The sequence below is a fragment of the Luteibacter sp. CQ10 genome (assembly GCF_040900725.1).
Classification (GTDB): Bacteria; Pseudomonadota; Gammaproteobacteria; order Xanthomonadales; family Rhodanobacteraceae; genus Luteibacter.
The window spans coordinates 53867-75501 of record NZ_JAEUYM010000006.1; the positions used below are offsets into that span (position 1 = coordinate 53867).

General features: G+C 56.1%; 18 protein-coding genes. 13 read left to right on the forward strand and 5 right to left on the reverse strand.

Going from position 1 to position 21635, the window contains the following annotated elements; translation table 11 throughout:
- Nucleotides 1–21: 21 nt before the first annotated feature.
- The 3 genes from JNG39_RS19130 to JNG39_RS19140 all read left to right on the forward strand — a co-directional run bounded on the left by JNG39_RS19130 (nt 22) and on the right by JNG39_RS19140 (nt 3425).
- A complete protein-coding gene (locus JNG39_RS19130; RefSeq protein WP_368313561.1) occupies nt 22–1239 on the forward strand; it encodes a histone H1-like repetitive region-containing protein in 1218 nt (405 codons plus the stop codon).
- Nucleotides 1240–1322: 83 nt separating this feature from the next.
- The gene (locus tag JNG39_RS19135) at nt 1323–2102 is read left to right on the forward strand and encodes an NrdJb (RefSeq protein ID WP_368313562.1); all 780 of its coding nucleotides are present in this window, start codon (nt 1323–1325) and stop codon (nt 2100–2102) included.
- A 117-nt stretch (nt 2103–2219) separates the two neighbouring features.
- Complete coding sequence (locus JNG39_RS19140) at nt 2220–3425, forward strand: site-specific DNA-methyltransferase (protein ID WP_368313563.1); 1206 nt, start codon at nt 2220–2222, stop codon at nt 3423–3425.
- Here JNG39_RS19140 and JNG39_RS19145 read toward each other — a convergent pair whose 3' ends face one another.
- From JNG39_RS19145 to JNG39_RS19160, 4 genes are all read right to left on the reverse strand, one after another.
- A complete protein-coding gene (locus JNG39_RS19145) occupies nt 3426–4211 on the reverse strand; it encodes a hypothetical protein (protein WP_368313564.1) in 786 nt (261 codons plus the stop codon).
- The gene (locus JNG39_RS19150; RefSeq protein ID WP_368313565.1) at nt 4208–5374 is read right to left on the reverse strand and encodes a DEAD/DEAH box helicase; all 1167 of its coding nucleotides are present in this window, start codon (nt 5372–5374) and stop codon (nt 4208–4210) included. The genes JNG39_RS19145 and JNG39_RS19150 overlap by 4 nt, the downstream gene beginning before the upstream one ends.
- Nucleotides 5371–6933 (reverse strand): ATP-binding protein, encoded by a 1563-nt coding sequence (locus JNG39_RS19155; RefSeq protein WP_368313566.1) that lies wholly within the window; start codon nt 6931–6933, stop codon nt 5371–5373. Before JNG39_RS19155 ends, JNG39_RS19150 begins: the two co-directional genes overlap by 4 nt.
- Nucleotides 6934–7257: 324 nt before the next feature.
- Nucleotides 7258–9030, reverse strand: coding sequence for a hypothetical protein (locus tag JNG39_RS19160; protein WP_368313567.1), 1773 nt, complete (start codon nt 9028–9030; stop codon nt 7258–7260).
- 231 nt (nt 9031–9261) lie between these two features.
- Between JNG39_RS19160 and JNG39_RS19165 the strand changes: the two genes are divergently transcribed.
- The 10 genes from JNG39_RS19165 to JNG39_RS19210 all read left to right on the forward strand — a co-directional run bounded on the left by JNG39_RS19165 (nt 9262) and on the right by JNG39_RS19210 (nt 19152).
- Nucleotides 9262–10167 carry an HNH endonuclease gene (locus JNG39_RS19165; protein WP_368313568.1) on the forward strand — a complete coding sequence of 302 codons (906 nt, stop codon included), beginning with the start codon at nt 9262–9264 and terminating at the stop codon, nt 10165–10167.
- Nucleotides 10168–10239: 72 nt separating this feature from the next.
- The gene (locus JNG39_RS19170; RefSeq protein ID WP_368313569.1) at nt 10240–10797 is read left to right on the forward strand and encodes a hypothetical protein; all 558 of its coding nucleotides are present in this window, start codon (nt 10240–10242) and stop codon (nt 10795–10797) included.
- A gap of 496 nt (nt 10798–11293) precedes the next feature.
- Nucleotides 11294–11656, forward strand: a complete 363-nt coding sequence (locus JNG39_RS19175) for a hypothetical protein (RefSeq protein ID WP_368313570.1) — start codon at nt 11294–11296, stop codon at nt 11654–11656.
- 114 nt (nt 11657–11770) lie between these two features.
- Nucleotides 11771–12340: a hypothetical protein gene (locus JNG39_RS19180; RefSeq protein WP_368313571.1), complete on the forward strand. Its 570-nt coding sequence runs from the start codon at nt 11771–11773 to the stop codon at nt 12338–12340.
- A 119-nt stretch (nt 12341–12459) separates the two neighbouring features.
- Nucleotides 12460–13032 carry a hypothetical protein gene (locus tag JNG39_RS19185; protein WP_368313572.1) on the forward strand — a complete coding sequence of 191 codons (573 nt, stop codon included), beginning with the start codon at nt 12460–12462 and terminating at the stop codon, nt 13030–13032.
- Between the two features lie 12 nt (nt 13033–13044).
- Complete coding sequence (locus tag JNG39_RS19190; RefSeq protein WP_368313573.1) at nt 13045–15693, forward strand: XVIPCD domain-containing protein; 2649 nt, start codon at nt 13045–13047, stop codon at nt 15691–15693.
- Nucleotides 15694–15869: 176 nt separating this feature from the next.
- Nucleotides 15870–16586, forward strand: coding sequence for a lysozyme inhibitor LprI family protein (locus JNG39_RS19195; RefSeq protein ID WP_368313743.1), 717 nt, complete (start codon nt 15870–15872; stop codon nt 16584–16586).
- A 298-nt stretch (nt 16587–16884) separates the two neighbouring features.
- Nucleotides 16885–17556 carry a hypothetical protein gene (locus JNG39_RS19200; protein ID WP_368313574.1) on the forward strand — a complete coding sequence of 224 codons (672 nt, stop codon included), beginning with the start codon at nt 16885–16887 and terminating at the stop codon, nt 17554–17556.
- A gap of 204 nt (nt 17557–17760) precedes the next feature.
- Nucleotides 17761–18291, forward strand: coding sequence for a hypothetical protein (locus JNG39_RS19205; RefSeq protein WP_368313575.1), 531 nt, complete (start codon nt 17761–17763; stop codon nt 18289–18291).
- Nucleotides 18292–18300: 9 nt separating this feature from the next.
- Nucleotides 18301–19152: a hypothetical protein gene (locus JNG39_RS19210; protein WP_368313576.1), complete on the forward strand. Its 852-nt coding sequence runs from the start codon at nt 18301–18303 to the stop codon at nt 19150–19152.
- 641 nt (nt 19153–19793) lie between these two features.
- Here JNG39_RS19210 and JNG39_RS19215 read toward each other — a convergent pair.
- On the reverse strand, nt 19794–21458 hold the full coding sequence (locus JNG39_RS19215) for a hypothetical protein (RefSeq protein WP_368313577.1): 1665 nt from the start codon (nt 21456–21458) through the stop codon (nt 19794–19796).
- Between the last annotated feature and the right edge of the window lie 177 nt (nt 21459–21635).

Consider the following 21635-nt stretch of genomic DNA (forward strand, 5'->3'; position numbering starts at 1 on the left):
CCGCGGAGAGGGAAAAACATCATGGCAACCGAACACGACGACACCGCCGAGGGCGAACTGCCCGACACCACCGGCACCCCCGATACGGACGTCGGCACGCACGAACCGGCGGAAGACACCGCCACCGCCGATACCGCGGCGGACACGCCGGTGTCGGACACCGACGACGGCGACGATGACGCCGCCGCCCCTGCGCCGATCGCCGCGAAGAAGGTGGTCAAGCGCAAGCCGGTGGCCATGAAGTCCATCGAAGACGCGGTGCCCTCGCCGCAGGACGACGCCTTCGGCCACGGCCACGTCGACCTGGGTGATTCCGACTATGCCGACCTCGCGCAGGTGAAGGCCGACAAGCCGAAGGCCGCGCGCAAGCCGGCCGTGAAGAAGGCCAAGCCGGCCGCCGAGCCGGTGGCCGCCGCCCCGGTCGTCGACGACGCCCCGGCCGCGCCGGCCCCGGCGAAGAAGACGGCCCGCAAGGCCGCGTCGAAGAAGCCGGTTGCCACCACCGAAGCCGCGGCGCCGAAGAAGGCGTCCGCCAAGAAGGCCGCGACCAAGAAGGCTGCAACCAAGAAAACCGCCGCCAAGAAGGCTGCCGCGAAGAAGGCTCCGGCCAAGAAAGCGGCTGCCAAGAAGGTCGCGGCGAAGAAGGCCGTCAAGAAGGCTGCCGTGAAGAAGGCCGCGCCGAAGAAAGCCGCCGCTAAGAAGGTGGCCGCCAAGAAGGTCGCGGTGAAGAAGACGGCCACCAAGAAGGCCGCTTCGAAGAAGGTCGCCTCGAAGAAAGTGGCTTCGAAGAAGGTCACCGGCCGCAAGGCCGCCACGAAGAAGACGGCCACCAAGCGTGGCAACGCTGCCAAGGCGGCCGTCACCAAGCGTGGCGCTTCGAAGGCCGCCGCCAGCAAGCGCGGCAGCGCCTCCAAGGCCGCCGCGACCAAGCGTGGCGGTAGCAAGACGTCCGGCCGCAAGGTCGCCGCAGTGAAGAAGGCCGTCAAGAAGGCCGCTTCCCGCGTCGTCAAGAAGGCCAGCGCCGCCCGCAAGGCGGTGAAGAAGTCCGTCGGCAAGATCGCCCGCAAGGTGACCGGCCGCGGCGTAGCCAAGAAGACGGCCCGCAAGGCCGCCAGCAAGACGGTCGCCCGCAAGGCAACCGGCAAGAAGTCCGCCGTCAAGGCGGCAAAGAGGTCCACTGCCAGCACCACCGGCCGCACGTCGGCGCGCAAGACCGCCGGCCGTGGCCGTCGCAAGTAAGTAGTACCCATCCGGCCCGGCGCGCGCGCCGGGCCGGATACCCACCGGGCGCGCCGCCACCGATACAGCAGGAAACGTAAGTCATGGCGATCAAGATCGAAAAGAAGATCAAGGGCTACCAGGTCGTAAAGCCCGAAGACAAGGCCGCCCCGGCCCCCGCAGCCGCGCCGGCGAAAGACGTCGCGCCGGTCGCCGAAGTCATCCAGATGCACGAAAGCCTGGAGCGTCCCGAGACGCTCGTGGGTAATACGTACAAGATCAAGTCGCCGCTCTTCGAGCACGCGCTGTACGTGACCATCAACGACATCGTGCTCAACGCGGGCACCCCGCACGAACAGCGCCGTCCGTTCGAGTTGTTCATCAACTCGAAGAACATGGACCACTTCCAGTGGATCGTGGCGCTCACCCGAATCCTGTCCGCCGTCTTCCGCAAGGGTGGCGACGTGACGTTCATCGTCGAAGAGCTCAAGGCCGTCTTCGACCCCCGCGGCGGCTACTTCAAGGCCGGCGGCATCTACATGCCCAGCATCGTGGCCGAGATCGGCGCGGTGATCGAGCAGCACATGAAGTCGATCGGGCTCATCCACGATCCCGAGATGAGCGATGCGACGCGTCAGCTCATCGCCGAAAAGCGCGCGGCCTACGAGAAGGCCAACGCGGCCTCCGCGGCCCCCGCTCCCGTAGGAGCCGATTCATCGGCGATAGGCGCTCGCGACACCGCTGCATCCGGCAACGACCCCCACACCAACGCCTCCGGCTTCCCCGCTGGCGCCACCCTTTGCAGCAAGTGCAATACCCAGGCGCTGGTGCTGATGGATGGGTGTCAGACTTGTTTGAATTGTGGGTATTCGAAGTGCGGGTGATCCAGCCGCATCGCTCTACTCCAAAATGTCTAGCCTTTAAGAAGAAAGTGACAGAAGGGGCGTTACTTCTGACCGAAGAGCAGCGACAATACCGTATCGTTTCGCTCACGGTTTAAAATGACAAAGAAGGGAGATTCTCTCTCCAAGTCGATCACTCTGAAGTTGACTGCTTCGGAACTGAAAGGCTTGCGCGCACTGGCTACAGAGCAGGGATGCTCAGACCCTGAGGAATTATTGCGCCGTTGGGTGGCGCAACACATACCGACTGTAGCGGCTTCTGTTGAAGAAGGCATTGCCGTAGAGGAGCCCATCCTCTGGTGGCAGGAGGGGCGGGGTCGTCTCTATCATGGAGATAGCCGGCGATTGATGCGATCTACTCTTAGAAAAGGCTCGGTGGATCTAATTGTTACTTCTCCTCCGTTTGGCCTTATCCGTAAGAAGTCTTACGGAAACGAACCTTCGCATCGATATCTAGACTGGTTTCGACCATTTGCGGAAGGCATGAAGCGAGTGCTGAAGCCAACTGGCAGTTTGGTAATTGATATCGGGCCAGCTTGGCTTGAAGGGCTTCCTGCAAAGAGCTTATATCAATTTGAACTGTTGACTATGCTTTGTGAGGAGTATGGGTTTTACTTAGCCCAAGACTTTTATTGGTGGAATCCTGCTCGTATGCCAGCCCCAGCCGAATGGGTAAATGTTCGGCGACTCAGGGTAAAGGATGCAGTCAATCCGGTATGGTGGCTGTCCCCCACACCCTGGCCTAAAGCAAGCAACCGGCGGGTATTAACTCCCTATGGTAAATCTCAGCAGGCTCTCTTTAAGAACGGATATAACGCGGGTCCGAGGCCTTCAGGGCATGTAGTGTCGAACGTTTGGGGGCGCGACAACGGCGGGGCAATTCCGCCGAATTTGATTGCAGCTCCGAATACGGTGTCTGATGATTCGTACCAAAAATTCTGCAGAGAAATGGAACAAGATCCCCATCCGGCTCGCTTTCCTCACGCACTGCCGGAATTTTTCATTCGCATGCTTACCGATAAGGGTGACACGGTCCTAGATCCGTTTGCTGGGTCTTGTGTTTCCGGCGAAGTTGCGGAGTCTCTAGGAAGGAAATGGATTTGCTGTGAGTTGAGAGAAGATTACTTGCTTGGAGCCCTTGGGCGGTTTCAATTTGATGGTGAAAGTGAAAAGGCACCGAAGGAACGAGGAGAAGCTTCGTACGTCGTTCCGGTAATCAAGCCGTATGCGAAAGAGAGCGACACGACCAAGCTTGATTCTTTTGGGTATAAAAAGCCTCCAAAGTCCTTCAAAGAGAAGCCCTAATCAAAGAATTCTAATGGAGTAACAGTTGTTAATGTCTTGGATAATTTGCACGGTACTTTCATGGGCAAAGTTAAAATAGCCATCAATCTTCGAGGCCCATAAGTGCTCTTGGCTTCTGCGAATTATCCACCTAGTTTTAAATCCTTCAGTATCAGTGATTTCTAGCTTCCCGGTAGGCAGCGGTATGGCTTTTCCGAAGCGAATTGCCCGATCAGTGGCAATGTATTTCCCAAAGCCGATGCTTCTGGACGTGTAGGTGATTTGGCCAAAGATTTCTAAATGCCCGTTACCATCAGCCGAGTCGAATATACTGACGGAAAGGAGGGGGCACGAGAGAGCCCTCAAAGCAGATGCCCAGGCGTGATTCCATCTATTAGAGACTACAACCGCGCCGCGAGGAAGAAGGGTCGCTATCGTGGCAGATCTGTTAAAAGAGAGTCCTAGCCCATTAGATAAAGCCGTGATGCAAGACTGCTCTGGTTCGCCGAGCGAAAAGCACCTAACTTGAGGAAGAACGTGGTGGTCGAGAGAATGAGAAGATAGCTCTACTTCCACTACAAACCAATGCGAATAGTCCCTTGCGACGAGCGCTAAATCCGGCTTTCTGCGCTCTTGTTGATGCCGAAATGTTGCTCCACCTAAGGTTATGCAGCGGTAGTCGGGGTATGCAGCGCAAAGGGCCTGTACCACCATATACTCGAATTGTTGCTCACTAAAACTATCGGGGTCTACCTGGCGGCTAACGACAAAAGTACCTGAATCATTCCTTATCGCTAAGGTCTTCACGCGCGGCTCCATGAGATTTCTGCGAAATCATTCATATCTCGCTCCTCCATGCGCAAACGCTCTATTTCACCTTTGGTTGCGGCCAACGTATAAATTAAGGCTTTATACTTGCCGGGCACCGGACGTAAGACGCGTCCGAGACGTTGTATTCGCTGTCGCTTGGTGGCTGTTCCAGCAGCGATTACAGCAATTTCTGTATCAGGAACATTGAATCCTTCGTCAAGTGCTCTACACGTTACTAATACGCGCAGAGCGCCCGATCTGTACTGGCGAAGTACCTCTGCTCGCTCTTTCAGATTCATCCGAGAATGATAAATCCCGGAGGAAACACCGTTTTCCTTGAGTACGGTATTTATCACTTCAGCAGACTCAATGTCTTCATGAAAGACTATGATCTTTTCCTCACGATGCGATGAGATAATGCGAAGTGCAATCTCGACTCGACGATGACTGCTATTGACCACTCGAGCTCGTTTGAGAAGTAAGGCAATTGTTTGCTCCGCCTCGATGCCGTTCTTTTCAATTGATCGCGCTATGGAAATAGTGAGCTTGCGATATTCTTCTGCTATATTTTCTTCAAGATCAAAAATTACATTCCTAAGTACAATCGGAACGATGACTTCATCTCGCATCGCCTCCCGGTAGTTATATGAATATATAACTGGGCCTAGTTTTGGCACCAGGATAGAAAACAAACCATCGTCGTATTGCCTGTCCGGAGTGGCAGATAAACCAAGCGTTGCATCCCCTCGAAAATTAAGAGCGCGCCTATAGGACGGAGTGGCCGCTTTATGGCACTCATCGACTATCAACATCAATCCCTCGATGTCTGCCTTCGGCTCAAGATTTGACGCGGTATTCAATACCGCGATATTCACGGTTCCGGTAGCTATCTGCTCGTCGCTGGCGAGGATCTTTATGTCAGTGCGAGATATGTCTAAGAACGACGAACACTCTTCCCACCATTGCTCTGCTAACGCAATGGTGGGTACGAGGACAAGCGCGGTCCCGCAATTAGACCTTTGTAGACAAGCAAGCGCGAAAACCGTTTTCCCGCCGCCAGTTACGACGCTAGCTATTCCCCGGCGGCCATTGGATAGCCACGCGTCTAATGCGCTTACCTGCCAACGTCGTAGATCAAATGACTTTTCGGTTGAGCTCAAGCAATGCCGTCCAGTTCCACGTTACCTGCTCGCATGGATTCGGCGAGATTTTCGCCCCTTATTGACTTCGCTCTAAGAAGACTATCCTTCTTCTTTCTCGTGGAATCCTGGGTAACACGACCTTGTTGCCTCGACACAAGGTACTCCGCGATAGCGTCATAGATGTACTGACGAATGCATTCTTCGTTAGCGTCGGGCGAGTCTATGTCGGCATAGTAGGGGTGTAAATTGTTTATGATCACAAATATTTTCCCTTGCTCTGCACCAACCGAAATCGTCAGATAAGGATCGTTTTCACTGCGCTCCTGTAGTGCTACGACAACTCTGAGGCCCGGAACTATTTCTAGGTCTACCACCGACTCATCATCGGTAAGGGATGCTACTTGCTTGCGATTATTATCTAGGATCGTGTCGAGTGGAGGGAGGAAGTCGTCAGCTGCATCTTTGAACTCGTCATTCGTGAATTCATCACGCATGCCATCTATAAGATCTCGGACTTTGTCCCTATTCCATTGAGTACCAGTATTTCCTCTACGACGCTTTGCGTAATTGCAATAATCACGAGTCTGCTCTTCAAGAAAAGCTTCCAGATCTTCCTGTTCTCCGTCCTTAAATAAAATTGCGTCCTTCGTATGACTTACGTCAAAGTGGTCGAGCTCTATCACGCCTACGAGGCGCTGTGAAATTAAGTTATTCGCGCCTTCTTCGTCGACGCCGCCAAAAATATTTTTCGGCTTCCACGCGTTAGGAAAACCTTGTATCTGGCGTCGATTTTGGAATATAGAGAATCCACCAAATTTACGCCCGCCCTTTTTTAGGACACCGATCCACCCAACAACATGGTGCTCCCCTATTTTAGTCTTAGGTAGGTCGCGCCTGTACAAAGCACCTGAAGCATCGGTATCGAACTCTAGATCGTCCGGAGGGGAGATAGGGTCGCCGTTATAAAGAAGCTTCAAGGTTCCTTCTTTAATGTCGAAGCGATACATAGAGCCTAGATAGCTTCTAATGTTTTCCTCAGTACGTCCCTGAATACTTCTATTGAGGTTCGTTATCTCGATTTTAGTGTAATGCGCGTCCCGATCTGCCGGTCGACCTTTTACGATTATTTTCTCGCCGCGAGCGATAGCATCGACGTCGACGATTGCGGTGTATTCCATGTCGTCGGTAACTTCTGTCGTCACGACTGTCCACTTTCTCCCTATCCAGCATGCTGCTGTCTTCAGACCCATTCCATATTTTGATCTGCCCTTGCTGTCAGCCGTGGGATGAGCGATACGGAGGGCATTGATCAAATCATCCTTGCTCATCCCTATCGAATTGTCTTCAATAGAAATCTTTTTTGTGATCTTGCTATACGTGACTGAGACGACTAACGGAGTGTCTTCCTTTTTAAGAATGTCCCCGATAATTCCCCCGTAGTTGTCCCTGCTCTGAGTAGAATTATCAATGAACTCGGCGAGGGCATACCACATGGTGTAGCTCAGTCGGGAATAGGCGCCAATCGCACTTGGCCCCATGTGAAAGTCGGTCTGAAATTCGACTTCTTGATCACTCATCGGTTGTCCCCTGTTAATCGCGTCCCGTTACCTGAAGCGCCAAAAATTGCCGATTATGCCCATAACGACTAGATATTCCGTTTAAGGATAGTCTCAAGCGGTGCAAATGTGAAGGGCGGTTCTACAGCAGTAAGGATTAAATTTTTTTGAGCGTTTTTACAAGTCTCGCGCTGTGCGCTCGGTTGTTCTAAGAAAGCGTCTGCCGTCCAAGAGGTGTTCTGTTACCTTCACCCCAGCTTAAATCAAGACTGGCCTGCTCCCGCCGACCATGATCACTAGCATGGTCGGCGGTAGGCTAATAGGGGCATCCAATAAGATCAATTGTCAAGCCGTTAGTTGTGAGTTTCCGGCTTGAAGACGCGCCCTAATCTCATCTTTTATTGGCAACATCGAGTCGTAGAGGCGATGATAGGCCTTCCCAACTGCACCGTGGAACAAGCGCAATTTGGGCCGTGAAGACGGTGAGCCGGCAATCATTATATGAGGTATTGAAATTCCCGGGTACGGGTCGATGTAAATAATGTCCGCAATGCCGAGCTGGTACGCCTTCTTGGAGCAGAGTTCGCACGGGCTGGCAGTTGTGTAAAGTCTCCCTCCATTTATCCCGCTGGTTCCGCTGGATGTTAGCTGTAAGAACGCGTTCTCCTCGGCGTGGAGTGAGCGGGTGTGTACTTGGTTCGATCCTTTCGTTCGATTTTCTCTATCCGCAAAGACTGAGCTATTTGCCGCGTCTTTGAAACAATAGGGGCAAGGTAGGCCCACTTTCTTTAGAGCTACATTCCGATTCGCGTGTTCACTCAACACCTGTGCGCGAAGTTCGTCGTTGCTTCGCTCATACTCGCTGTACGCTTCTTCGTCTTTTGCGGTATCTAGCCCGTCAACGTTGCGAAGAGCGCAAGGTACCTGACCCCTAGGGACATCGTTCCAGCCAATTGCTCTTACGACATAGTTGCTATCGGTAACCGCCGCGCCAACCTGCCGTGAAATACACCCGCTATTGAGTTTTGCAACGAGGGCGATCTGCATGCATCGCTCATCGCGAGTCGGTGTCACTAAGCCAGGATGTAGTGCGAGCGCGTAGTACCTTAGTAGTTGGCCGTAAAGATGAGCGTTTGATGCTCGATGACTGGATTTACTCGACGTATATTTTCCTGTATTACTAATAAAGATATCTGCCTTTTGAAGGCAGCTTTGGATGTCTTGGGTTGTGAGTGTGTGATAGGTGGACAGTGGCTTGTGTTTTTTCGGGTATTCACGAGCATCCAATTCTTCGATAGTCGTTGATTTTAGCCCTAAGGCGTGGAGCCTATCTTTTCGATCATCTTCGTCAGTGGTGATCGCGATTGCATAGAGCGTGGAATAACGGTCCCTTAGGTAGATAAGTTCAAGTGGGTTTCTTATTGCGTCAATGACAATTCTCGTCGGCACGCTATTTGACTTGTCATTTTCTCGAATGCATTCGATAGCGCGAACTATGGCGAGCGGTAAATGAAAGAGCTTCTCTGGATCTTCGTCACCGACGCAAGCGTTGCCCGACGCCCTGAGATTGTCGCCTACTGTCTGCATTAGTGAGCTGTAATTTTCCCCCATGGTGCGCTTGAAGTCAGTCAGGAGGGCTGGAAGCGCTTGCTTGATGACTTTTGCGGCCATCTCGTGATGGCTTCGAACCTTCGAATCAAACTCGGGAGCGGCGATTTCGAGAAGCGCCAGGAAGTCCGCGTGGTCTGCTTGAAACGAGATAAGGGTTTGGCGAGCTTCGTAAGTTAGACCGAGCAAATGTAAATTACCATTTAGTTCCTCCTGGCTCACTTGTTTGGCTAGCAGCGAAACAATAATTGATGAGACCGTTATTTTGGAAAACGGCTGCCAGTTCGCTTTTGCGAAGTCCACAACGATGTCTCTTTTCCGAGCCTCGACTGCAGATGGCTGAAAATGCTCGGAGAGCTGAGAGTCGAAATCTTTTGTCAATAAATCAGCCGCAGTCGTGCACCCGCTCCCGGTTCTTCCGGTGAGGGCAAAAATAAGAAGGTCTTGATGCTCTCGGTAGGCTCGAATAATTCCCTTGTGGGCACCCGTTGCCTTCTGCGTTATTTCCATGACTGGACCAAATGTTGATTTTCGTTAGCCGTGAGCCGGCGGACACCTGTTGGCGACCCATCTCAAGTATCGGCAGTCGACGAGCTAGCTGCATGCCACGAGTAATCTATAGGTATGCAAAAACGGCAATCCTGGGCAGTCCTCGTGCTAGCTCCCGTCGGTTCTTGTCGTTTGGGCCAAGGATAGTCGACGGATAGAATAGGTCCGCCGTAAAGTGGGGGCGGCCAAAAAATGACACTAGCTGAAGCGATGGAGTTGGTTCTGTCGGATTTCCCTCGCGGTAAGTCCGCGAGCGAATTGGCGGCACTTGTGGCTGAGCGCTACCCGGAGTTTCTGCAAACTCCAGGACGAAAGAGCGGCCGAGACGGCCTTTCGCCGATGAGCTTACTTAGCGCGGCAGTCAACGATGCGGGCGGCAAATATACGCGGTTCCTTCAGGACAAGTCCGTTAGCCCGCAGCGTATCTTGCTTTCTGGCGACGATCGCCTCTGGACGGATGATGAGCTTCGCATGTCCGTTAAGGCGTATCTAGTGATGCGAGAGCACGAGCTAGCGGGCACGCCGTACGTCAAAGTATCGATCTATCAAGATCTGGCATCTCAACTGGGACGGCCCGAAAAGTCGATAGAGCGCCGCATGCAGAACATCTCCGCCGTTCTATCGCGGCAAGGTAGGCGCTGGGTAAGTGGCCTATTGCCCGCGAGGAACGTGGGAGCCAAGGTCGCTCAGCGCATCGCCGAAATCATAGCGGAGGAGGAGGGGTTGCCCGTTCAACCCATGCTCCAGCAGCCGGCCGCTAGCAAGGCCTTGTCGAAAGTTCCGGAAGGCAATCGCCACCCGAGCGTGGAGCAGGCGTCTGTGACTCGACATGTCAGGGACGCGGCGGTGAGAAGCTGGGTTTTGGAGAATGCCAAGGGCCGCTGTGAGTCGTGCCAGCAGGACGCGCCTTTCAGGACGTCGGAAGGTCCCTTCCTCGAAGTTCATCACGTGCGCAGGCTTGTGGACCGGGGGGCGGATACCGTTGAGAACGCTGTGGCGCTATGTCCTAACTGCCATAGGAGGCTTCACTATGGGGTCGACGCCGCTAAGCTTATCGATGACCTCTATCGGCGAGTAGACCGCCTAAAGCGAAATTGAGGGAGGTCTATGTTTCGTTCTTGGCCATAAAGTGGACTATCAAAGCACTCGTGAGCGAGGCGAACCACTTCCATGAGAGTCATCCAGAATGCCAGCGATCATCGATATTGGTTCGACGAAGCTCGCGACGACGAAGACAAGCCAGTCGAAGTGGTTCTGAAGGGACGATTCGGATCATTCCTCGCTACGGGGAACGCCGCCGTATTCACGGTTGGCTATCTTCGAGCCTCGCAGGCATGGGAATCCTCAAGGGGTGGTTCGCTTCTCAGCATCTTTTTCACGATACCTGACCCGGTGCCGTACGCAGCCGAGACCGGCTACTTTGGCGCGCTGGAGTTTTCGACGACAGACGACCCGGCTGATGTCGAGACGATGCTGTACGAAAGTCAGGCGCCCGAACTCCTTTCTATCTATGACGCTCAGGAACGTGCGTATCTGATCCCACAAAGTCGGACGTGGATGGCCGTGTCCGACAGGTCCTCGTGGCTGACGTTTTATTGCTTTGCGAACGATAAAGATCGCGACGGATTTCGCGAAATGTATCCAGATCTCGAATTCTTCGACTCGCTGGAAGACGCAAAGGCGTATGCAAAGAGAGCAGGGCTTTACGACATGCAGGATCTGCCCTGACCTGTCGTCGCATCGGGGCCTGAATTCGCGGATGCCTGCCGCGACTACAGACAACCTTTCGTTGATTTGCTACGTTCAACCCGTTGCCCGCGCCAACGTCGAACACACGTCGCAGGCAACCATCGCTCAAAGCGGTGAAAAGTCGCGAGCCAGGAGTGCTGCAACACCCCTGACTCGCTAACCACAGCCAACTTACGAGGAGTTAACCAGTGGCTACCCCCGATCATACGGCACCCGCTCGCCCGCCGAACCCCCAAGGCGGCATCCCCCTTGGAAACCGGGCCGTCTGCGTCCCGCGCAGACACGGTTGAAGAACCGCGGCGTCTCGCCATAAGCCTCTGCTTTTTTTGGCCGTTTCGACCCGGCGTGGTCACGTGCGCTGGTAAGAAAGGTGGGCGCCGCTCCTACTTCGTCAATCAGCCGCCCGGCGCCCGGTCACGGGCAGCCGGAGGAACCCGCGAGTCCGTTTGATCCGCGGCATGTCGCGTGATGCGGCATGCCGCGCCTGGACCTCGGGTGCGGTTTTCTCAAGGAACAGAAGATGTCTTTCTCGAGCGAGCGTGTGGTGAAACAGGTCGGTTGCTATGCCTTCGATGAGGATGCAACCGCCCATGAGTTGTTGAATCAGGCGACCGAATGGTTGCAGTACGCACGAGGCCTAAGCCAGTTGCTGGCGGACCTGGTGCATGAAACCGATGACCTGGATTGCGGCAGGATGGCCTTGGGATTGGAAGCCATTGGTGAGCTGACGCATCTTGGTGTGTTGTGTGCGGCCGAAGCGAATGCACGGATGTGTTGGCAACAGGCGAAGGACTTGGGTAGGTTGGAGAGGGATCAGCGGGTCAAGGCGTCGCGCTGAGTCCCTGTCCCGATGATGAATTGACCTCGTCCAATGAGAGCTATCTCAAGATCTTTGTTGGAGCGACTGAAACACTCGATGGGTTGACCACCCTGATCTGGAGGATCGAACGTCATGTCTGAAGAATCTGTCCGTCGCCAACTCGCCGGGCCGTTGTATGGCCAGGAGCCCTGGCCGATTCGGTTTCATACCCACGGTTTCATTTTTCATTGCTACAACACGCTGGCGTGCAGCGGTGTCTACAACCGCTATCAGTTCGGTACTCGCAAGTGGATCGATGGCATCCCTCATGACGGCCCATCCGGGTCGCCGCCAAAAAACGATCGAAACAAGTGGCGTTGCGGACACGCCATTCTCGCGAAGGGTGGAAAAACCTTTCCAGGGCCAGTCGAGATCGAGTGGACGTCGCTAGATGGCGAAGAACATGCCACTTCGATAGACCTCGACACTTTGTTCAAGGAGCGGCTGGTCCTCCATACGGTGACGCGAGAGGAAGTCAAAGAGTTATGGCTTCAGACGCTCTCCATTGAGCCGGTGAGCCCCGACATCATGGTTGAGGTCAACAACCGTACCGTGAGCGTCTACATGGAAGCGCTGATCGTCACCGAGGTGGAAGACGAACCGGGGACGAAGGTGAGCGGCCTCCGTTTTGACCCGATGCTGGCTAGATCGGTTACGTATTGAGTAAGGAACGCTATGGACGTGGCTTGAACCCGTCTAGCGACCGCTATCAAAAAAAACCCTTACTTCGAACGCTTGAACACTCGATGGGTAAGCCACCCTGATTTGGAGGATCGAACGTCATGTCTGAAGAATCCGTCCGTCGCGAACTCGCCGGACCCCTGTATGGCCAGGAGCCGTGGCCGATTCGTTTTCATACCCACGCTTTCGGGTTCCGTTGCTACAACACCTTGTCGTGTAGCGGCGTCTACAACCGTTACCAGTTTGGAACTCGGAAGTGGATTCGTGGCATCGCACATGACCGGCCAAAGGGGCCGCCGCCCGTAGCTAACTGGAGAGACGACTGGACTGCGGGGCACGCCGTTCTCGCCAAGGACGGGAAGACCTTCCCTGGGCCGTTGGAAATCGAATGGACCTCGTTGGATGGCGAAGAGCACGCGACGTCAATTGACTTCGACGTACTTTTCAAGGACCGCCGGGTGCTCCATGCGGTCGCGCGCGAGGACATCAAGGAGCGTTGGCTTGAAACCTTGTCCACCGAGCCGGTGAGTCCAGACATCCTCGTAGAGGTTAACGATCGAACAGTGGGTGTCTTCATGCGCGCCCTACTGGTGATTGAGACTGGAGACGCTCCGGAACTGCGGAGCCGCCGCTTTCGTGACGACATCGTGCTGGCCAAATCAGTAACGTTCTAAGCAGGGAATGCCATGATAGAGAACAAGATCGCCATTGATGGCGCGCCTGACGATGGGGTTGGTCACACGAATGTCGGGCCTGACGTACTCGAACGTTATAAGGAGGCTAGTGACCTCCTAGCGCAATTTAAGGTGCGCCCACTCACGAGTGGAACCGATCCGCGCGAAAGGCTTTATCTCGTGGCCTTCGACGGCACCGGGAACAGTAAATTTAACGATCCGATGCACGCCACTAACGTCGCCAAGATCTACGACGAGTTGATTGGAGAAGATGGCAATCGGTTCAGTCACTTCACTGGGACGTATATTGAAGGGTCGGGAACCCAGAAGGATTTCTTCGAGGCGAAGCTCGATGCCGTTCGTGGCTCGTCCTACAAAGCGAACATCGAACGAGCTTACGAGCGACTCGTTATTCAAGCCAATCGGTGGGCCGCCAAGGACTCCGACATTGACGTTCGGGTGAAATCGATAGGCTTCAGCCGAGGCGCAAGCCAAGTTCCCGGCTTCGCTCGTCTCCTGCATGAAAGGGGCATTCCCGACCTCGAAAGCAAAGTGACCCAGCCTGATGGCAGCTTTCGCTACGACCGTTACATTGGCGAACCCGGCAAAGTCCTCCAAGCCGTCGGCCTGTTCGACCCCGTCGCCACCGGCGTACCCCTGGATTTCGACCGGCGCCTTCCACCCTCCGTGATCTCTGGCCTCCAAATCACGGCGATGGACGAGAAACGCATGCTGTTCCTCTCGGATGAGGTCATTCCGCCGGGCCTCTCCGAAGACGGCCGCTTTCTCAATCTGCAAGTGCCCGGCGCGCATTCCGACGTCGGCGGCGGCTACGGCCGCGACGGTCTGTCGATCCGCTGCGGCAACCTCATGCGGGATTACTGCAATGCGTTGAGTGCCGTACCGTACCTGCAGAAGAAACACGAACCGACGGACGTTCGTCTCAACGTGATCCATCGGTCGAAGGAAGGCGAGATGATCTTCCGGCTCGATCCGCGCGATGCGGTGCGAGGAACGCCCGAAGGTACTAGCCGCATTCTCTTTCCGGCAGACGCTGGACACGCCGGCTCGGTGCCGCACCTTCCCGAGCCCGTGGACAAGCGCCTGCTCGAAGGCTTGCCGTCGAAACCCGTCGCCATTGGAGAGACCAAGCTCACGTCGGATCGTCCGTCGCTCGGACCTGCCACGAATGAGGCCATCAATGAGGCCGGGCGTTCGGTGCCCTTGGCGCCGAAGGTCGTCCGTGGCCTCGGGGCGGTCACATCGGTCGTGGACACCGTTAACGTCGCACGGGACGTGCGGGAGCGCCTCGATGACGGGAACGAGACATCCGCCAACTCGCACATGTTGCATTTCGCCAGCCGGAACGCGGCGGGGTGGGCGGGTATCCAAGCCGGGCTGCTGGCCGGTGGCGCGATGGGCATTGAATCCGGGCCCGGTCTGCTCGTTACCGGCGGTCTAGGCGGTCTCGCCGGAGGAGTGGTCGGCGACAGGTTGGCGGATGCTGTCGACGCGTATCGCATCCACCATCAACGTGGACGGGACGGACGGCCCTGGGTACTGAACGAGTCGTCCGTCTGGGAGCTGGACATGCCGCCCGTCCCCGGCGTGCCGAACTGGAAGCCGGAGCGGGCGAGTGGTGAAGAGGCGAGCTGGCTCGATTACCAGGCAAGCAGCATGGCGACCGAGATGGCCCTCGGGCGCGACTACGCGCCGAAAGATCCTTACGTGCAGCTGTCCTCGCAACGGGATACGCCCAGCCTGCGCGATGCGCCGTGGAAGCACGATCCCCAGACGCATCAGTGGTCGCGGGACGTCGCGGTCGGGTGGCAGGAGCACGGCCACATGCTCAGGCGCCGGGAGGTGGCATCGCCTGAAAGGGCTGCCCAGCTCGACGAGGCGGCCGAGCGGACGATCATGGAGAACCTGGCCGAATCCTCCCGATCCGTCGCCATGCGTTATCAGGCCACCTATGAGCATGAGGGTTGGGGAAGACACGGACCCATGCCGGAGGTGGTGTCACGCGCTCTCGCCAAGCCAATGGAGAAGGTCATGGCGTCGGACGGTCACGGCTACACGCGCGACGGCGAGGGAGAATGGTCTCGCCCAGGGTGGTTCGGCTCGACGAGCCATCCCGAAGGTCTGGTGAAGGAAGAGCTGGATGCCTCGGAGCACCTTACCCGCATGGCCATCTCTGCGGAGCCCGCATGGGAGACGCAAAGCTCGACGCCATCTCGCCTCGATAGCGTCGGACATCCGGACCACTCCCTTTACCTACAGACCCGCAGGCGGGTTGTCGAGCTCGATGCGTCGCTCGGGCGGCAGCCGGACCAACACACCGACAACATCGCTTCGGCACTCGTCGTGCAGGCACGCATGGAGGGCTTGAGCCGAATCGACAAGGTCTGGCTAACGCCCGACGGGACGAAAATGTGGGGCGAGCAATTCTCTCCCCGCGGTGAGGAATACACCTGGGAAAGTAAATACCTGCAAGTGATGACAAAGGAGGCCAATACGCCCATGGAGCAGAGCGGGGCGAGATGGCCCGAGGCCATGCGGATGTTCGAGCAGCAGGAGCAGCAGGAGGCGGACTTGAAACAGCAGAGGTTGCAGGAGCGGATGACGGAGAGGTCGATCGGTGGGCCGTCGATGTCGCGTTGAAGATGGTGTTGCTTCGCTACCGTGCATCGTTCGGCGAAGTGGCTTTTGTGACTCGGATCGCTCCGCCCGGCGTAAGGTGCCTGAGGGCGCCGGGCGGCACCATTCGCCAAGGAGTGAGCACAGTGAGACGAATCGGCCTCCGATGGACCGCCTCAGTAGCGTTGATTGCCGTCGGCATGGATGCGTCCAGTACGGACGATAGACGGTGGGAGGCGGTGAACGCTTCTGTGGGGCTGCGTCCCTCCTACGAACGATGTTTCGGTAAGTCGGGGACGATCGAGCCCGACGCGGGTGCATGCGTCGATATCGAAGCGGACTATCAGGAAGAACGACTTACGGTGACTTACAAGGAGGTAGTTGCGTCCCTACCAAAAAGCGGCGCCGCGTCGCTGAAAAGCGAGGAAGTTCTTTGGATCAAGCAGAGGGATGCCGCGTGCGGGAAGGTGACGGGCGTTGAGCGGCGGGCGTGCATGACGAAAGAGGCAGCCAAGCGTGCAACGATCTTGGAATCGAGATTGATGGGATCGGGGCGAGCCGAAGCGGTCGGCCGCAAAGCGGACGACTCGGGCGGGGAGGCCGTTGGACTGCGGGCAGCCTATGCTGTGTGCTTATCGCGGAGTGTCGCAACTTCGGATTTTCTCAGCTGTACTGGGAGGGAACGTGCATACCAGGATCAGCGACTCGACACGGTCCGACAGAAATTGTTGAACCGATTAGGGGCCGACGAAAGAGACGCCTTCGAGGGTGAAGATCATGCATGGTCGACCTCGATGTCCGGCCGATGCTCGCCTCCTGATGAGGATGGCTCGATCGATCAGGTCGACAGCGAAACTTGCGAGTTACGCGAAGTGGCAGAGAGAGCCGCGGAGCTTGAAGAAAGATTTCGGAACTAGTTGTTGATAAGGAAGGACGAGGATATGGAAGAGCAACACTGGAAGTTAGGCTGGATCAGAGCGGGGCGAGATGGCCCGAGGCCATGCGGATATTCGAGCAGCAAGAGCAGCAGGAGGCGGACCTGAGACAGCAGCGGTTGCACGAGCGAATGTTCGAGAGGTCGATCGGTGGGCCATCGATGTCGCGGTGAGCGATGCTTCGTATGTCTTTGGAGGTGATGCGTTCCGGCTGGGCATGGCCTGGCCCAGCCGGGCGGATGTGTATCGCGCGCGGGCGGCAGCTTAGGAAGATAGGTGTATGGAAATGCGACAAGCCATAGCGGCGACGCTGATATTGCTCGCGGCCGTGGCGGCGGTGACCTGCATGGCGGGCATGGCGGACGGCGGTTACCGGATCGAAAACGACTCGCGGTTAATTCGTGCAGCTATCACCGGATTCTCGATAGCGGCGATCGGCTATTACGGCAAGCTGCGTCGGCGTTTGAAGTCGGCGAAATCGCTACCCATCGGCGAATTCACCCTCGCCGTGCGCGGAGACGCCTGGCTGCCCTATCAAGCCATTTATCGTGGAAGCTCCGAAGTCACCTGGAGTTCGGAAGATGACGCGCCGCGCGACCTATGGCATGACACAGGCTATCGATCAAACGATCAGGCGTCCTTCCTGGAGATCATTCTCTGTGATCGCTTCGGACGTGATCAGTCGTTGATGGTAGGCCTGCACGAGTTGATCCGTTCCGATGTGGTCATTACCGGCATGATCGGCAATCGCCGGCTTCCGAAGTCGTTGGACTTTCGACTGATGCTCGACATTGGTCAGACCAAGGTCCGACTCATCCTCTTTCCGGGCTTTCTTCCGCCCATCTATGACGATCCGCCGGATAAGGATGAGCCGTGGCGCGAGGGCGGTACGACGATATGGCGCGCATCGCGTAACCGGGATGGAGGGTGGAAAACAGATTCTGACAAGTAGCCTCCCATCGTCGAAGCGTAAGCTCTACCGCTACTGCGTTCGGTATACGCCCGCCACGAAAAGCCGATCGGCCCATGCCGCTTCGTGGCATTTGCCGATTATGTGTATTCGCAAGTTATTGCGATATCGTCGAGCGTGGCCTACTGTCCTATCCAGATTCGATCGTCAGTCACCGTTGGCTTCACTAAGACAGGGAGCTGCATGATGAAGTGGATTCAGTCGGTCGTTGCGTTTATTTTGACGTCCGCGTTTGGCATGTTGTACAGCCCGCTCGCCCACGCGTTATACGACGTTGGAGGCGGGGTCTACTGCGAAGTATTTGACGCATGTGCCGACGGCTATTGCACGGCCCAGTTCGGCAACTGCTATGCGTGGGAAGGAAGCGGCGGGGCGCCGGCCGGCGGACCTCCTAGCAGCGGTGGCCTCGATGGAAGCGGATGGTCGCCTGTGGGGGATGACATTCCCATGATTCCCGTTCCCCTCGGCAGTGGGGTGGTGGTGAAGGTGTCGCCTAATCGGAAGCACGTCATGTCGGATGAGGTGGATTGCACCTCAGAGGATGTCATCGTGGGTCAATTCGCGAACGCAGCCGATCTCATTTCACCGATGAATCCAGTGAAAGTGGGAAGCGGCGTCACGGTTCACATGTATGGCGGCGACACTTGGAAATTTACGAAGGTATCCCAGCACGGAAGTGTCCGTTGGAAAGCCTTTGGTGAGTGCCGCCCTCAGTAGGAAACTCACATGACGACGCGAACTACCCTGAAAATCAGTCTGGCGCTTGTGACGGTAGCCGGACTTGTCACGCTCATTATTGTGAGGAATGGCTCATTCGCAGAGGCCGCCTACGCTCAGAGTCCGGTACAGACGAACTCGCGTGCCGCGAGGGAGGAGGCGAAAGTTCAGTATGCTCCGCTGAATCGCGTCGCCGACCATCGTGGGTTGTATCTCCAGGGGGATACTTACGAGACCTTGTCTTCTCGCCTCAAGGCAAGGGCGAAGGACGATCTCGATGCGAGGGCGCTTCTAGCCGATGCCTCGGCCCAATGTGAAAACCTGGGGCGACCGCCATCCAGCTCCCGACCGGTGGATGCCTCGACCAGGGAGTACAGGGCATGGCGTCTCCGCTTCTGCAGCCACGCTCGGGATATTGATGCCACGAGTTATCGCCTGTCACACACGGACCTGGGGGAAGCCAGGAACTTGGTGAATGACGACGGTGGGCTTATCGCTGGGCGTTCGAAGGAGGCCATCGACATTGTCCTGCATTCGACGTCCTACTCCGATATCGAGGCCGCAGGCCAATACTTGATGCATACGCCGGATGCCGATTGGGATCTTGGTAAGGATGCCGTCGCGGGTACAGCGATGACCGGGAAGCTCAGGGAGCTCCAGCGGGTTGCCGTCGAAAGCGTCGCCTGCTCGTACTCGGGCACCTGCGAAGCCGGAGGGCTCAAGACGATGCAGGTGTGTGCCATGCGCCGAGTCTGTGCCCCGGGGATAACGCTGTATGACGTTTGGGACATGATCTATTCGCCGCAGGAGATGGCGGTGGTTGCCACTATGCAACGGACTTTGCTGGACCAGCGTAGGTGAGCGAGCACCTTGAGTAGTGGGAGCCTGGTTGAAGATGGAAATCGGATGGGCAGTCACGACGCCTGCCGAAAGAAGTCGTATGAAAGCCCGGCTTGTCTCACGGTTCTTGGTCGTCGCCTTTGCTTTCCAGTGCATATTGCAGATACATATCCATGAGTTCGATACGCGACTTCATGAGAACACCCATCCAGCTCGTACCGTACAGTGCGGCACTGACGATGCCGGCTACCACATCGAGCAAGCCTATGTGTCTTCCGGCGGCATATTCCCGGATCTGTAGATAAACGCCGATGACGATGGGGATCAGGCCGAGCGCTCACCGACACGGCGGAGTTCGACGCCGGAATGGCCTGCTCGTCAATCACCAACAAGTGGGGAACCTACATAGTCAAAGGCATACCATTCTTGAATGGCGTGTCCCCTGAGGACACGCCATTCAGGACACGCAAGTTCCGCGTCCCCCCCTTAATTGATCGTGGATACAACAGATTCGGCTACCTGGTACTACGTGCTCGGCCCTCAGCAATCGGTCGTCACTTTCTAACGTCGCTATGGCCTTGCAATCATTCAGGAATGGGCAATCGATCAGATGCAGTTGCTTATTCCAAGAGAGAGGTCTCGCGATCCTTGTTGCGATTAATTTACCGGTCGGCTTTCAGCACGTAGCGTCGAGCCCAGCCAGCTTCGAAGGTCCCTGGCTTCTCTGGCTTTAAAGTCGCGCTTGAGGTAACGGAAACCTCGACCGGCTTCGCCTTTGTGAGCAAGCCGGAGGCTGCGGGTCCAATCAACGGATTATCCTGCCAATACCGGATGTGCTCCATTTTGGCTGGTATTCGAAGGAGGCTGAAGGAGCGCATGGCACATACAGCTACACCGTCGTCGCTTTGCTTGCAAGCATTTGGATTGATGGTTCCGGACGATCCGTCAAGGGCAAAGCCGTCTATGACAGCGACTTCACCTCCAGCGACCGTGAACGATGCAAAAGGCTTCGCAAGATCCATGGTCAGGCGAAGGCCGCTCACTTGTCTATCCCGCCTAACCTGTTTATATCCGGCGGCTTCCACTTGCTCTGTGACGCTTTGCGTGGTGTAACCATAGCCTACGCAGTTTCCACTCACGTGAACTAGCTGGCAGTAGCTCTGAGGGTAGCTTCGAGTTTGGAACTTGGCATCCTGCCATTCGGTAGATTGATAGTATTCAGTGTCCTGAGTCGCACGAAGCGACATCTTTCCTAGGGATACTTTTTCGGACCATGACCTTCCGGTCATATCGGGCATAGGAGCGCGCCGCAGATCCGTGCTTGCTCCCACAAGGTCATACGTCCCAGGGTCGACAATAAAGAACTGATACTGTGACTTCTTGCCATCTGGATAACGGAAGATATGTCCGGCAAGTCCTCGCTCTTTCATGCTCGTGGTGTTGCCGGCTTCCAGTACCCTAGTCTCGGTTCCAGTGCGTCGCCATGTGACCGTTCCCATGAGATCCATCCAATAGCTGACGAGCCGCTCTTCGCGAAGCTGGTTCAGACTCTCAGGATATTTCCCATGCAGTTGTACCGTCGGCATCAGAACTACAGCTTTCCCGGCGTTCGTTGCTCTGGACATAAGCATTTCCATGCCGTCTTTCTTAAGGCGCATGCGGTCGTCCGACTCGTCAATTGGCTTCTTGAACGGGTTGACGAGGCGGGGGCGCTTGGCCTTTTTGTCTATGGGTTCCGCAAGCGCTCCTTTCGCTACTACTGAGAGCATCGAGCACGCCGCGAATTTAAGTCTGTCGCGGTAGCCCTGCTGCTTGGCCAAAGATCGTAGTACAAAGGAGGTGGCTCCCATCTCGGCGTCAAACTCCACCCGCACCGGGAGGGGGCGAAAATCTGGAATTTTGACGATGTCTACGTACATTGGGCGCATGAAAGAGGCACCGGAAAGCTCTATATCCATGCTCGCTCGCGAGCCGTAGTATTTTTCCGAGATCATTTTTGCCTCAGGAATCGACGAGACAAAAGCCTTCAGACGTCCCATGGCTTCGCGCGACTCCTCGCCCAGTGGAGTCAGTGTCCAGGTTGAGTAGATGGAGTTCGTTCCGCCGACGAAGTTTGTTTCGTCGTCGAAGTTCGCTTCGCACAGCCTCGTTGAATCCTTGGGAGAGATTTCGCCCGAAACTTGACCATTACCCAATCCGGTCAGGGCAGGATTGGGCCGCGAGGCAGTGAGGGTGCCTGTACAAGCTGTGATACTCAGGGCGGAAGCCGAGAGAGCTAGCTTGCGTAATCGGCACAAAGAATTGGCAGATGGTCGAGTCGTTAACATGACTTTCGTGTGCGTCCTTGGAAAAATTGCATCGGAAGTCCACGTTGTAGTGCGGTTGGTCCGAGTTGAGTTATGAAGCGCGGTGTTAATCATTTAAAAAAGGCGTGAGAATCCGTGTGACCCATGACGCCGTAAGGCCTGGGTCGCTTGCGGTCCTTCCTGTGTCTCCAGGGGAAC

Bases quoted from the DNA above. Each gene is read 5' to 3' on its own strand.
- JNG39_RS19190 (WP_368313573.1), top strand. From the start codon at position 13,045: ATGATAGAGAACAAGATCGCCATTGATGGCGCGCCTGACGATGGGGTT.
- JNG39_RS19165 (WP_368313568.1), top strand. From the start codon at position 9,262: ATGACACTAGCTGAAGCGATGGAGTTGGTTCTGTCGGATTTCCCTCGC.
- JNG39_RS19185 (WP_368313572.1), top strand. From the start codon at position 12,460: ATGTCTGAAGAATCCGTCCGTCGCGAACTCGCCGGACCCCTGTATGGC.
- JNG39_RS19200 (WP_368313574.1), top strand. From the start codon at position 16,885: ATGGAAATGCGACAAGCCATAGCGGCGACGCTGATATTGCTCGCGGCC.
- JNG39_RS19170 (WP_368313569.1), top strand. From the start codon at position 10,240: ATGAGAGTCATCCAGAATGCCAGCGATCATCGATATTGGTTCGACGAA.
- JNG39_RS19175 (WP_368313570.1), top strand. From the start codon at position 11,294: ATGCCGCGCCTGGACCTCGGGTGCGGTTTTCTCAAGGAACAGAAGATG.
- JNG39_RS19160 (WP_368313567.1), bottom strand. From the start codon at position 9,030: ATGGAAATAACGCAGAAGGCAACGGGTGCCCACAAGGGAATTATTCGA.
- JNG39_RS19205 (WP_368313575.1), top strand. From the start codon at position 17,761: ATGAAGTGGATTCAGTCGGTCGTTGCGTTTATTTTGACGTCCGCGTTT.
- JNG39_RS19140 (WP_368313563.1), top strand. From the start codon at position 2,220: ATGACAAAGAAGGGAGATTCTCTCTCCAAGTCGATCACTCTGAAGTTG.
- JNG39_RS19155 (WP_368313566.1), bottom strand. From the start codon at position 6,933: ATGAGTGATCAAGAAGTCGAATTTCAGACCGACTTTCACATGGGGCCA.
- JNG39_RS19135 (WP_368313562.1), top strand. From the start codon at position 1,323: ATGGCGATCAAGATCGAAAAGAAGATCAAGGGCTACCAGGTCGTAAAG.
- JNG39_RS19180 (WP_368313571.1), top strand. From the start codon at position 11,771: ATGTCTGAAGAATCTGTCCGTCGCCAACTCGCCGGGCCGTTGTATGGC.
- JNG39_RS19195 (WP_368313743.1), top strand. From the start codon at position 15,870: ATGGATGCGTCCAGTACGGACGATAGACGGTGGGAGGCGGTGAACGCT.
- JNG39_RS19210 (WP_368313576.1), top strand. From the start codon at position 18,301: ATGACGACGCGAACTACCCTGAAAATCAGTCTGGCGCTTGTGACGGTA.
- JNG39_RS19215 (WP_368313577.1), bottom strand. From the start codon at position 21,458: ATGTTAACGACTCGACCATCTGCCAATTCTTTGTGCCGATTACGCAAG.
- JNG39_RS19130 (WP_368313561.1), top strand. From the start codon at position 22: ATGGCAACCGAACACGACGACACCGCCGAGGGCGAACTGCCCGACACC.